The organism is Corynebacterium sp. HMSC074H12 (assembly GCF_001813755.1).
Taxonomy (GTDB): domain Bacteria; phylum Actinomycetota; class Actinomycetes; order Mycobacteriales; family Mycobacteriaceae; genus Corynebacterium; species Corynebacterium hiratae.
Genome location: NZ_KV813875.1, coordinates 60,697 through 72,876 on the forward strand (window position 1 = coordinate 60,697; position 12,180 = coordinate 72,876).

The 12,180-nt window shown below is 61.1% G+C and carries 12 protein-coding genes; all 12 read left to right on the forward strand.

The annotated features are described in order from the left end of the window. The first annotated feature begins 20 nt into the window (after positions 1-20). Complete coding sequence (locus HMPREF2932_RS00475; protein WP_071409364.1) at positions 21-1,280, forward strand: MFS transporter; 1,260 nt, start codon at positions 21-23, stop codon at positions 1,278-1,280. A 65-nt stretch (positions 1,281-1,345) separates the two neighbouring features. Further along, the gene (glmU, locus tag HMPREF2932_RS00480) at positions 1,346-2,809 is read left to right on the forward strand and encodes a bifunctional UDP-N-acetylglucosamine diphosphorylase/glucosamine-1-phosphate N-acetyltransferase GlmU (protein WP_071409365.1); all 1,464 of its coding nucleotides are present in this window, start codon (positions 1,346-1,348) and stop codon (positions 2,807-2,809) included. A 24-nt stretch (positions 2,810-2,833) separates the two neighbouring features. After that, entirely contained in the window at positions 2,834-3,808 is a 975-nt protein-coding gene (locus tag HMPREF2932_RS00485; protein ID WP_049154279.1) for a ribose-phosphate diphosphokinase, read from the forward strand. 209 nt (positions 3,809-4,017) lie between these two features. Then, complete coding sequence (locus HMPREF2932_RS00490; RefSeq protein ID WP_049154276.1) at positions 4,018-4,674, forward strand: 50S ribosomal protein L25/general stress protein Ctc; 657 nt, start codon at positions 4,018-4,020, stop codon at positions 4,672-4,674. 144 nt (positions 4,675-4,818) lie between these two features. Then, positions 4,819-5,358 carry an aminoacyl-tRNA hydrolase gene (gene pth, locus HMPREF2932_RS00495; protein WP_070510332.1) on the forward strand — a complete coding sequence of 180 codons (540 nt, stop codon included), beginning with the start codon at positions 4,819-4,821 and terminating at the stop codon, positions 5,356-5,358. A 5-nt stretch (positions 5,359-5,363) separates the two neighbouring features. Next, positions 5,364-6,242: a fumarylacetoacetate hydrolase family protein gene (locus tag HMPREF2932_RS00500; RefSeq protein ID WP_071409366.1), complete on the forward strand. Its 879-nt coding sequence runs from the start codon at positions 5,364-5,366 to the stop codon at positions 6,240-6,242. 96 nt (positions 6,243-6,338) lie between these two features. Continuing rightward, positions 6,339-6,722 (forward strand): hypothetical protein, encoded by a 384-nt coding sequence (locus tag HMPREF2932_RS00505; protein ID WP_246818593.1) that lies wholly within the window; start codon positions 6,339-6,341, stop codon positions 6,720-6,722. 172 nt (positions 6,723-6,894) lie between these two features. After that, positions 6,895-7,800 carry a polyphosphate kinase 2 gene (gene ppk2, locus HMPREF2932_RS00510; protein ID WP_070447108.1) on the forward strand — a complete coding sequence of 302 codons (906 nt, stop codon included), beginning with the start codon at positions 6,895-6,897 and terminating at the stop codon, positions 7,798-7,800. Between the two features lie 30 nt (positions 7,801-7,830). Then, positions 7,831-9,036, forward strand: a complete 1,206-nt coding sequence (locus HMPREF2932_RS00515) for a sensor histidine kinase (RefSeq protein ID WP_071409367.1) — start codon at positions 7,831-7,833, stop codon at positions 9,034-9,036. Continuing rightward, a complete protein-coding gene (locus HMPREF2932_RS00520; RefSeq protein ID WP_070546173.1) occupies positions 9,017-9,688 on the forward strand; it encodes a response regulator in 672 nt (223 codons plus the stop codon). The genes HMPREF2932_RS00515 and HMPREF2932_RS00520 overlap by 20 nt, the downstream gene beginning before the upstream one ends. Positions 9,689-9,774: 86 nt before the next feature. After that, entirely contained in the window at positions 9,775-10,518 is a 744-nt protein-coding gene (locus HMPREF2932_RS00525; RefSeq protein WP_049154265.1) for an ATP-binding cassette domain-containing protein, read from the forward strand. Then, positions 10,511-12,043, forward strand: a complete 1,533-nt coding sequence (locus HMPREF2932_RS00530) for an ABC-2 family transporter permease (RefSeq protein WP_083295520.1) — start codon at positions 10,511-10,513, stop codon at positions 12,041-12,043. The genes HMPREF2932_RS00525 and HMPREF2932_RS00530 overlap by 8 nt, the downstream gene beginning before the upstream one ends. Positions 12,044-12,180: the final 137 nt, after the last annotated feature.

Genomic DNA, 12,180 nt, shown 5'->3' on the forward strand with positions numbered 1-12,180 from the left:
CCGGGCTTAAGATCACAGTCATGGCTTCGCGTTCAGCATCTCCCCACGGCTCCTCACCGTCCGAAGAGTCCGCCAATGCCCGCCGCTTCGTCTGGTCGAATGGCCTGCAGGGAGTGGGCGATCAATTGCTCTCCGGAAAGACGGTCCTACCCTGGCTGTTTAGCGTGGCCGGGGTGCCGGGCTTCTTCACGGGCCTACTGGTCCCCTTGCGCGAGTCCGGCTCCATGCTCCCGCAGGCGGCGCTGACCCCGTGGGTGGTGTCCCATCCAGCACGCAAACGCCTGTGGGTGCTGGGCTCGGTGGGCCAGGGTCTGTGCGCGGCGATCATCGCGGCGGCTGCGGTGCTTGTCGACGGCCCCCTCCTCGGCCTCATCGTCTGCCTCGCCCTGGCAGCTCTCGCCGTGCTGCGCGCGCTGTGTTCGCTGACCGGCAAAGACGTGCAGGGCCGCACCATCTCCAAGGGCCACCGCGGAGTAGTGACCGGCCGGGCCACGCAGCTCGGCGGCGCGGTCACCTTGATTACCGGTGGCATCCTCGCCGTGCTGGGCGAGCTCCCGCGCTGGGGTTTGGCGGCGTTGCTGGCCATCGGTGCGGCCACGTGGTTCTTGGCGGCAGCAGTCTTCCGCACCATCGAGGAGCCGGCGCCGGATGACGCCGGTCAGAAAGGCCTGAACCGCAGCTGGTGGACGGATACCTGGAAGCTATACACCCAGGATTCCCGCTTCCGCAGCTTCGTCAACGTTCGTGCCCTGCTTTTGGTGTCTGCCCTGTCCACCTCCTTTATCGTGGTGCTTTCGCAGAGCATCGGTTCGCAGGCTTTGAGCGGGCTCGGCGGCTTCGTCTTGGCCTCGGGCTTGGCCAGCCTCGTGGGTGGCCGTGTATCCGGCGTGCTCTCGGATAAGTCCTCCCGCTTGGTCATGTCCTGGGGTGCGGGTGCCGCAGCGATCATCCTGCTGGGCATCGTCGCGTGTGCCGCGTGGGCGCCGGCAGCGGTAAGCATGTGGGCATTGCCTCTCGGTTTCTTCCTGGTCAACCTGGCGCACACTGCCATTCGCGTGGCGCGCAAGACCTATGTGGTGGACATGGCTGGCGAAGACAAGCGCACCCGCTACGTCGGGGCTGCAAACACCATGATGGGTGTCATTCTCCTCGTGATTGGCGGCATCTCCGCCGTGATCGCGCTGGCTGGTCCCTCGGCAGCCATTCTGTTCTTGGCCTGCATCGGTCTGCTCGGCGCCTGGCGTGCCCGGGCACTTCCGGAGGTCTCACGCGAAAAATAGAACGCAGGCGTTATGATGAAAAAAGTAAGTCCTGACATCCCCAATCACAGGAGAAGCACACACTCGTGGCTGAAGTAACGAACTGCGCCGCCATCGTCCTTGCCGCAGGCGCAGGTACCCGCATGAAATCCTCAACCCAAAAGACGTTGCATGAGATTGGCGGGAGGTCACTTCTCGGCCACGCCCTCCACGCAGCCGCTGGCTTGAACCCGGAGCACCTCGTGGTCGTCGTGGGCCACCAGCGCGACCAGGTCTCCCCTGCCGTCGATGCCATCTCCGAGGAGCTGGACTGCGAGGTCTCCCAGGCCGTCCAGGAAGAGCAGAACGGTACCGGTCACGCCGTCCAGTGCGGCCTGAGTGCGTTGCCTGACTTCGACGGCACCGTCATCGTGACCAACGGTGACGTTCCGCTTCTGCGCCCGGAGACACTGCGCCAGCTGCACGAGACCCACACCGGCCAAGGCAACGCCGTGACCGTGCTGTCCATGCCCCTGGAGGATCCCACCGGTTACGGCCGCGTGCTGCGCGCCGAGGATGGATCGGTCACCGCCATCGTGGAGCAAAAGGATGCCTCCGAGGAGCAGCGCGCGGTGCGCGAGGTCAACTCCGGCGTTTTTGCTTTCGATGGAGCCGTGCTTCGCGACGCCTTGACGAAGCTCAACTCCGACAACGCCCAGGGCGAGCTTTACATCACCGATGTGCTGGAGATCGCCCGCGAGGGAGGCCACCGCGTCGGCGCGCACGTTGCTGTCGATCCGGAGGAGCTCTCCGGTGTGAATGACCGCGTGCAGTTGGCCGCGGCCGGTCGCATTCTCAACCGCCGTGTGGTCGAGGAAGCCATGCGCGGCGGCGCCACCATCGTCGATCCCGATACCACTTGGATCGGCGTCAACGTGACCATTGGCCAGGACGTTGTCATTCACCCCAATACCCAGCTGTGGGGTGCGACAACCATCGCCGATGGTGCTGAGGTGGGCCCCGACACCACCCTGACCAATATGCAGGTGGGCGCTGGCGCCAGCGTGGTGCGCACACACGGCTTCGACTCCGTCATCGGCACCAACGCTCAGGTGGGCCCGTTTACCTACATCCGCCCGGGCGTCATCGTGGGTGAAGAGGGCAAGCTGGGCGGCTTCGTCGAGGCGAAGAAGGCGCAGATTGGCCGCGGCACCAAGGTGCCGCACCTGACCTACATCGGCGATGCCACCGTGGGTGATTACTCGAATATCGGTGCCTCTTCCGTCTTCGTCAACTACGACGGCGTCAACAAGCACCACACCACCATCGGCAGCCACGTGCGCACCGGATCGGACACCATGTTCATCGCCCCCGTCACCGTCGGTGATGGCGCCTACTCCGGTGCGGGTACAGTAATTAAGGACGACGTTCCCCCGGGAGCGCTCGCGGTCTCCGGCGGCAAGCAGCGCAACATCGAAGGTTGGGTGCAAAAGAAGCGTCCGGGCACGCCGGCAGCGGAAGCCGCCGACAAGGCACAGGACGCCCAGGCTGACGATCAGACCACTAACTAACGACAAGTAAAGGGATATCTACTGATGACTGGCAAGGTTACCGGCAGCAGCAAGAACATGATGCTCTTCACCGGGCGCGCTCACCCGGCGTTGGCTGAGGCTGTGGCCAAGGAGCTCAAGACCGATCTGGTTCCGACCACCGCCCGCGATTTCGCCAACGGTGAGATCTTCATTCGCTTCGAGGAGTCCGTCCGTGGTGCTGACTGCTTCGTGATGCAGTCCCACACCCAGCCGCTCAACAAGTGGCTGGTAGAGCAGCTCATCATGATTGATGCGCTCAAGCGCGGCTCTGCTAAGCGCATCACCGCCATCCTGCCCTTCTACCCGTACGCGCGCCAGGACAAGAAGCACCTCGGCCGCGAGCCTATCTCCGCCCGCCTAGTGGCGGACCTGCTCGCCGCTGCCGGTGCCGACCGCATCGTGTCCGTGGATCTGCACACCGACCAGATTCAGGGCTTCTTCGATGGCCCGGTCGACCACATGCACGCCATGCCGATCCTGACCGACTACATCAAGTCCAAGTACCCGATGGACAACTTGGCCGTGGTCTCCCCCGATGCCGGCCGCGTGAAGGTGGCAGAGAAGTGGGCACACGAGTTGGGCGATGCCCCACTCTCCTTCGTCCACAAGACCCGCTCTAACACCGAAGCCAACAAGACGGTGTCCAACCGCGTCGTCGGTGACGTCGAGGGCAAGGACTGCATCCTGCTCGATGACATGATTGACACCGGTGGCACCATCGCGGGCGCGGTCCGCGTACTGGAGGAGGCCGGCGCCAAGTCCGTGGTTATTGCCTGTACCCACGGTGTCTTCTCCGACCCGGCTCGCGAGCGCCTGTCCGAGTGCGGCGCTGTCGAGGTCATCACCACCGATACCCTGCCGCAGTCCACCGAGGGCTGGGACAACCTCACTGTGCTGTCCATCGCCCCGCTGCTGGCTCGCACCATCCACGAGATTTTCGAGAACGGTTCTGTGACCACGCTGTTTGAGACTCACTAGATTTGGTTCTGCGACGACGCTGCTGCTAAAATCTTGTGCGTCTCGGCGAGGGAGAAATCCGTTATCGACGCGATAGCACAAGTTAAGCAGTGAATCTTGTATTAAGCCTGCGATGACTCGTCCAAGACGTCCATCGGCAGGCTTTTGTCGTATCTACACGGTTCTTCATGAGCCCTTGCCGCACAACGATACTTTAAGGAGATTTACTTATGGCTTCTGAGCGCCCCGTATTGAAGGCTGAAGTCCGTTCTGAGTTTGGCAAGGGCTTCGCTCGCCGTCTGCGCGCTGCAGGCAAGATCCCGGGCGTTGTCTACGGCCACGCCGTCGACGTTCTGCACTTCGCCGTTGACCGCCTGGAAATGACCGCACTGGTCCGTAACCACGGCGTCAACGCCGTGTTCGAGCTGGAGCTCGAGGGCGAGCAGCACCTGGTCATGGTCAAGCACGTCGACCAGAACGTCCTGACCTTCAACATCGACCACATCGACCTGCTCTCCATTAAGCGTGGCGAGAAGGTTGAGGTCGAGGTTCCGGTTGTCCTCGAGGGCGAGCCGGCTCCGGGCCTCATGTCCATCCAGGATGCCGACGTCCTCCTGGTCGAGGCAGACGTGCTCAACATTCCGGAGGAGATCGCCGTGTCCATCGAGGGTCTCGAGGATGGCACCGTGGTCACCGCTGGCGACATCACCCTGCCGGAGGGCACCACCCTCGTGGCCGAGGAAGACACCGTCATCGTCTCCATCTCCGAGCCGCAGGTTGATGAGGAGCTCGAGGCTGCCGCTGAGGCTGCCGAGGACGGCGGCGCTGAGGCTGGCGCCGAGTCCGCAGACGAGGGCGCCGCCGAGGAGAAGGCCGACGAGGAGTAAAACTCCCCTCTCCTTATCACTCCTCATTCTCTAGCGCACCGCTGCCTGCATTCTTTCTCACTCCCTCCCCTACATACCGAGGGGGTGAGCGTGCAGGTGGCGGTGCGCTCTTGTGTCTTCACCCCAGCGGCTTAGAATGGCTGCGTGACTTCTTCTCCTTTTCTCGTCGTTGGCCTAGGAAACCCCGGGCCGAAGTACGCCGGAACTCGCCACAACATCGGCTTTGACGTGGCTGATGAACTAGCCCACGAGCTATTCGCTTCCTTTTCCGTTCACAAAAAGACAAACACGGATGTCGCCGAAGCGCGACGTGGCGATACCAAAGTGATCGTCGCCAAGCCGCGCTGCTTCATGAACTTGTCCGGCGGTCCCATCAAGGCACTCGCCCAATACTTCAATGTTCCTCATGATCACATCATCGTGATCCACGATGAATTGGAGCTCGACTTCGCCACCATCAAGCGACGCCTCGGCGGCGGGGACCACGGCCATAACGGCCTGCGCTCCACCACGAAGTCCCTGGGCACCAAGGATTATCAGCGGCTTTCAGTAGGCATCGGCCGCCCGCCCGGCCGTATGGATCCGGCCGCATTCGTGCTCAAGCCGTGGACTAAGCAGGAGGCCCACGAGATTCCCATCATCTGTGCCGATGCCGTCGATGAGATTCTTCGCGCGTTAGACTAGCCGCCATGAAGCTCGCTACTCTCCGCACCAGTTTTGGTACTTGCGCTATCCGCATCGACGGCCCCAACGTGGGCACCGAGCTGGATTATGAGGACGTCGGAGAATTGCTCGCCAGCCCCGATTGGAGCAAGGCCGCGCAGCTGTCCGGCGAGCCTGTGGTTTTCAACGATGCCGACCTAGCCCCCGTCATCCCGAACCCGGGAAAGATTATCTGCGTTGGCGTCAACTACGCCAAGCATGCCCGGGAGATGGGGCGCGAACTTCCCACACAGCCCACACTCTTCATCAAGTTCCCGGAGGCCCTGACCGGGCCCTTCGACGACGTTTATGTCCCGGCCTATGCCACGAAGAAGCTGGACTACGAAGGAGAGCTCGCCGTGGTCATGGGACGCCGCGCGCACCAGGTGAGCACGAAAGATGCGCTGGATTACGTGGCCGGCTATGCCATCATGAACGACTACACCCTGCGGGATTATCAGCGCGCCACCACGCAGTTCCACGCCGGCAAATCCTTCTACCGCACCGCCGGCTTCGGGCCGTGGTTGACCACGGCTGATGAATGGGCCCCGGGCAAGGCCGCGCGGCTCACCACGACCGTCGACGGCGACGTGCGCCAAGACGACAACACCGATGACCTCATCTTCTCCGTGGCCGAGCTCATCGCCTTCTGCTCCTCCCTCTACCCTCTCAATCCGGGCGATGTCATTGCCACCGGCACTCCGGAAGGTGTGGGCTTCGCGCGTGGTGAGGAGGCGCTGCTGGGCGACGGCTCCCGCACCCGCATCAGCATCGAAGGGCTCGGGGCAATTGAGAACACCACGCGCTTCGGTGAGCCCCCTGCTGCCGGTGGCTGCGGCGAAGGCTGCACCTGTCACGGCCGTTAACATTCAGCCATATCCAGGCTCTTCAGCGAGCACGCTCTGATTTCGATACGGTGGGACACCACATTTCCCCTGATTGACTGAGGAGGATGAGCCTCGATGACTCTTCATTCCCGTTTCACCGCCGCCGGCATCGCACTCTGCGCCAGCACCGCGCTGGTGGGGTGCTCGTCGGATAAGGAGGCCGAGCCCGCCCCGACGCCGACTCCCGCGCCGGTGGAAACCGTGACGGAAACGGCCACAGCGACGGGCACGGATGCTGGCGACGATGACCGTGATGACGACCACGACGATGATGACGCTCAGCAGCCTGCCGGCACGGCTGGTGCCGGGGCCACCGGCAACGCAGAGGGCTCCGGCATGCTCAGCGGCGATGAAGCATTTGAGAAAGCCTTAGCCCACGCCGGCGTTGATGCCCGGGCCGTCACCGAAAAGGAAGTCGACTACGACGATGGTGATGACGGCAAGGGCCCGCACTGGTAGATCGAGTTCAAGGCCAACGGCCAGGAACACGAGCTCGATGTCGACGCCGCCAGCGGCGCGGTGATGCAACACGAGGTTGACTGATCGCCAGTCTGATCCCCAGCTCCATCCCACACACATCTCTAACCCCTGCGGTTAGGCATTTCCCCAGCTAAGAGGTAAATTTAAAGGTATGAGTTCACAGTCTAAGAAGTCTGCCACCAAGCCGCCGAAGCTAGACAAGCAAGCCTATGAGGACGAGCTCAAGCGCCTCCAAGCAGAGCTCGTCGAGATGCAGCAGTGGGTCGTTGAGACCGGCGCCCGCGTGGTCATTATCATGGAAGGCCGCGACGCCGCCGGCAAGGGTTCCGCCATCAAGCGCATTACGCAGTACCTGAACCCGCGTACCTGCCGCATCGAAGCTCTGCCCAAGCCGACTGACCGTGAGGCGGGCCAGTGGTATTTCCAGCGCTACATTGAGAAGCTGCCCACCGCCGGCGAGATCGTCATCTTCGACCGTTCCTGGTACAACCGCGCCGGCGTGGAGCGTGTCATGGGCTTCTGTTCCCAGCAAGAATACGTGCGCTTCCTTCACCAGGCTCCGCTGCTGGAGCACATGCTCATCGAGGATGGCGTCATCCTTCTTAAGTACTGGTTCTCCGTTTCTGATGAGGAGCAGCTCGCACGCTTTAAGTCCCGCCGCAACGATCCGCTGCGCCGCTGGAAGCTCTCCCCCATGGACTTGCAGTCCATTACCCGTTGGGAAGACTACTCGCGTGCCAAGGATGAAATGTTCGTCCACACCGATACCCCGTCCTCCCCGTGGTACACCGTGGAATCCGAGGACAAGAAGCGCTCGCGCATCAACGTGATCAACCACATCCTCAAGATGGTTCCGTACCAGCACGTAGAGCAGGATGTTCCTGAGATCCCAGATCGCCCCGAGCTCGAGGCCGAATACGTACGCCCGCCGCGCAATGAATTTGCCTACGTACCAGATGTCGCAGCCGATTTGGAGCGCGACAAGGTCAACGGCAACGGCTCCGGCAAGAAGCAGGGAAAGAAAAAGAAGGGCAAGAAGGACAAGAAAAAGAAGTAGTACTTTCGGCATGTACTACCATGGCCGTCTATGAGCTCTTCCCGCACCGCGCGTACCTTCCTGTCCTCGGTGCATTTGGGGGACGCGCTACTCGCAGGAGTCGCGGGGCTCGTAGCGGCCTTTTATTGTGCCTTGGCGTTTTCCTCTTCCGGAACGGTGGAAGTACTCGAGGCTCTCTTGTCGCTGCTGTTCATACCGTTCTTCCTCGTGTGGCGCTCGAGGCCAATCGTGAGCGCAACAGGATTCCTAGTTCTGCTCCTGGCCTGGGCTGTCATATGGATGAACCAGCTCCCCACCAATAGCGGCCTCACCCCGTGGGCGCTGACCGCCCCCATGGCCGTGTACACCACCTCGCGGTACATCACCCAGAAGCTGGTTCCGCGGGTGGTCCTCCTCATCACCGCACTCGGTACCTTTATCTCCCCCTTCATGTGGCGCATCGACACTGAGACTTACCTTCTGCGCTATGAGGTAGACACACCCTTCCTTGCCATGGTGGTGGCCCATTGGGCAGTGCTGGGCAGCACGTATTTCATCGCTGCCCGGTATTTTGACCGTGATCGCCAACGGGAGATACTAGCCCGCGAGCGCTTCCACCAGGCACAAGAAGAAGAACGCCTCCTCATTGCACGGGAACTGCACGATGTCCTTGCCCATTCCCTCACCCTGATTAAGGTTCAGGCTAATGCAGGCATCATTGCAGCGACTGCGGACTCCGGCGCGGCTGAAGAAGCACTTCTTTCGATCCGCGATAATGCGGATACCGCCCTGCGCGAGGTTCGCGGAATCGTCGCTGCCTTGCGCTCACCCCGACCCACGGCTCTGGAGCCTGCTCAACAACTTGAGCACATCGAAGGAATCCTCGAAGGCTTCCGCGCTGCTGGGCTGAAAGTCGACGCAAACCTCCCAGCTGAATACGCCGTGCCGTCGTTGGTGCAGATGGCATTGGTGCGCATTACCACGGAGGGCTTGACGAATGCTCTGCGCCATCAGGGCGTCGGCACGCATGTCGTGGTTGAGCTTGTACTTGATGACGCCGCCGCGCTCACCCTCACCTCCACCAATCCTCATCCCACGCCAAGCAACGTCGCGGGCAGCGGCGTGGGCTTAGTCGGAGTGGCGGAACGAGCTCGTTCGCTTGGCGGTCGCCTCGACTATTCCGGCGATGCTCATTCCTTTTCCTTGCACGCACAGATACCGATGAAGGAGACCAAGGATGCCACACAGCAGATCTAGAATCCGCGTCTTATTGGCCGATGATCAAGCAATGCTGCTCTCAGCGTTGTCTACCATCCTCACTGCGCAAGAAGACATCGAGGTCGCGGCAACCGCTGCCACTGGGGCGGACGCCGTGACAGCAGCACTAAGCCACCACATTGATGTGGCTATCCTCGACATTCGCATGCCCGGCATGGACGGCATCGGAGCGGCTCAAGCCATACTCGAGCGCAAGCCCGAGTGCCGCATCATCATGCTCACCACATTCAATGATGAAGAACTCGTGGCGCGGTCCATCTCCGCTGGCGCCCACGGCTTCCTGCTGAAGGATGCCGACCCAGAGGTTCTTGTGACCGCCGTTCGCAACGTGGCGCAAGGAGAATCGGTGCTGGCCGCCGGGGTAACCGGCCCAGTGCTGGAGGCTTATCGCTCGGCGCTGACGCGCGAAAACCTCAGCGCCCAGGAACGCCAAGGACTCAGTCTTGTAACACGCCGCGAGATGGAAGTGCTTTCGCTCATCGCGCGTGGTGCTACAAATGCGGAGATAGCCGCCGACATGGTCATCGCAGAAACCACGGTGAAAACTCACGTCTCCGCGCTCATGTCTAAACTCGCCGCACGTGACCGAGTGGCCCTCGTTCTCTTAGCGCAGCGTGCTGGGGTTGCCTAAGCTCCTACCACGGTAGGAGGTCTGCTCGCTGAAGACCATCATGCAGGCGGATTCCTTTATGATGAGCCCCGGCGATACTGCATTTTATGAATTGCGATATCTCTTTTGAGCACATCTCGAAGTCTTTTGGTCGGCAACGAGTCCTCGATGATGTTTCCTTCCGCATCTCCCCGGGCCGCGTGCATGCGCTCCTCGGGCGCAACGGGGCAGGAAAATCGACGCTCTTTTCCATCCTCTTAGGTCTCCTGCCGCCTGACTCAGGCTCCATCAACGTGGCGGGCCAACCTTGGAACCGCAATGTGCTTCGCCGCATTGGTGCCTCAGTGAACGGGCCAGCCTTTTATGGCCATCTTTCTGCCTCGGCGAATCTTCGCGTTCACGCTCGACTTCTGGGCCTTCCTGATTCCGAGATTGACCGGGTTCTCTCCATCGCTGGGCTCAACGGCGTTGGCTCCAAGAAGGCGAAATCCTTTTCCACTGGTATGAAGGCCCGCCTGGCGTTAGCACAAGCTCTCCTCGGCGATCCAGAGGTACTTGTTCTTGATGAGCCCCAGAATGGCCTCGATCCCCAAGGCATCAAGGAATTGCGAGAGCTACTACAACAACTAGCCGCAGCTGGGCACACCGTTATCGTCAGCTCCCACCAACTTGGAGAGGTCCTGCACCTTGCCCATGACATCACCGTCTTGGCCGAGGGCACGATTCGCTATTCCGGTTCCCTGCACGAGCTAGCTCCACGTGGTCAGTTGGAGGAGGAATTCTTCCGACTTACCTCACCTGGCCACCCCTCCCAAGCGCCTACCAACCGGGGAGGAGAGTCACGTGCCTAAGCACACTACTGATCCTCGCCCGAGTTACCTTTCAGCAGAACTACTGCGCAGCCGTGGAAGCACCTTACAGTGGTTGCCTTTACTTGCTCTACCGCTGGTCATCATGACGGTGATCTTTTCATCTATGGCATCGGTGCACAGTGATGCCACAGGCGTCTTGGCTTGGCAATCCTTATTTGTTACCGGCATGTACGCCCCACTTGTTGCGCTATTCGCTGCGGTCCCAGAACACCGTGAGGCCGTTACCCGCAGCGGCGGGACGCAGTGGAGAAACCTCAACCCGCGTCGGGAGAACGCTGTCCGGCTTCTCGGCGTCATTGCCAGCATTGCGCTCTTCCACATGCTGAACTTTGGTGGTTCCTGGCTCGCTGTCGCCATCCAGGGGCGCGAGAACCACGAGCTTATCCTCGTCGCCGGGCTTTATTCTTTCCTTGGTGCACTTGGCATTGCCGGGCTTTCCGCTGCCTGTGCCCGCCGACTGGGCTTCGCCTTTACACTGGTTGCTGCGGCCTTGTGGCAAATGCTCAGCATCCTTCCGAGCACTGTTGAATCAGGCAAGTGGTGGGCCTTTCCCCCAGCATGGCCGCAACGACTGCTTTTACGCGCATTGCGTATTCACCAGAACTCGGTGCCTCTTGAACCACACGACCCACTTCTAAGCAGCAGTCCACTACCGGCTTTCATATTGTGCGTCATCCTCGCCGTGCTCGGAGCATTAGCCGCAGTCTACACGCCGCGACGATACCAGCCAATGTTCTCGCTGCGACACCGTTTCACGCGTTCTACAAAAGCCCAGGCTGACGCCGACGTGGCTGATACCACCGTGGAAAAAGCCCAAGTATGGCAGCCTACGAACCACCCACGTGCGGCGGCACAGTCCTCGCTGTGGTCTACGCTGCTAGGACTCCACCGTGCAGCTTTTAGCCCAGCGGTGTTCTCTTGCCTGATGCTCAGCATTCTGGCGCTAGGCTTTGTCGCCCTGCTCTATCCCGCTAACTACGTCGAAGGTTTCTTTTACTTCTTTCTGCTGCCGGTCGGCGCAGGTATTTTGCCTGTCCTCGTATGGCCGCGCATGTCAGATTCGTGGCCGCTGGTGTATATGGAAACACGGTTCGGCACATCCGGAATCCTCATGTGGTTTTTGTCCGTCATCGTGGCGGTTTGCGCTGCCGCATGCCTGACCAGTGCACTCGCAGGTGGCGATATCGCTGCCCAGCTTCTGGCTTTCCCCCTGGCGGTTGGGGTGGGCTTTGTCATCGCGGCCGTATCACTCATACTGGTGATTCGCCTCGGCATCGTGAGTGCTATCGCCCTCACAATCGTAGGGACGATCGTCTCCATCACGTTAGGCGGCGATGTCTTGGCAGAAACCGGCCTATGGATCCTTGCCTTCCCCGCCTGGCCTTTGGTTGCGCACTCACCTTTGCGCTATGCCGTCGCTGTGATGTTGGCCGCAGTGCTCGGTGTGGCTGCAACATTGCGCGCACGGCATTTACTCCATACTCGAGCGCTATCTTCCCGCTAAACCGACCAATCTGACGAAAGTCGCCCGGATTTTTCAATCTCAGCCCCTACTTTTGGCAAATCGGGCAGTTGCGTGTTTGAAACATCCTGGCAAAGCTAGGTCGCAAACCAGAGCAGGCCCTCAAAACAGCAACACCG

Coding starts and splice junctions, on each gene's coding strand:
- HMPREF2932_RS00475 (WP_071409364.1), top strand. CDS start 21: ATGGCTTCGCGTTCAGCATCTCCCCACGGCTCCTCACCGTCCGAAGAG.
- HMPREF2932_RS00485 (WP_049154279.1), top strand. CDS start 2,834: ATGACTGGCAAGGTTACCGGCAGCAGCAAGAACATGATGCTCTTCACC.
- HMPREF2932_RS00490 (WP_049154276.1), top strand. CDS start 4,018: ATGGCTTCTGAGCGCCCCGTATTGAAGGCTGAAGTCCGTTCTGAGTTT.
- HMPREF2932_RS00500 (WP_071409366.1), top strand. CDS start 5,364: ATGAAGCTCGCTACTCTCCGCACCAGTTTTGGTACTTGCGCTATCCGC.
- HMPREF2932_RS00505 (WP_246818593.1), top strand. CDS start 6,339: ATGACTCTTCATTCCCGTTTCACCGCCGCCGGCATCGCACTCTGCGCC.
- ppk2 (WP_070447108.1), top strand. CDS start 6,895: ATGAGTTCACAGTCTAAGAAGTCTGCCACCAAGCCGCCGAAGCTAGAC.
- HMPREF2932_RS00515 (WP_071409367.1), top strand. CDS start 7,831: ATGAGCTCTTCCCGCACCGCGCGTACCTTCCTGTCCTCGGTGCATTTG.
- HMPREF2932_RS00520 (WP_070546173.1), top strand. CDS start 9,017: ATGCCACACAGCAGATCTAGAATCCGCGTCTTATTGGCCGATGATCAA.
- HMPREF2932_RS00525 (WP_049154265.1), top strand. CDS start 9,775: ATGAATTGCGATATCTCTTTTGAGCACATCTCGAAGTCTTTTGGTCGG.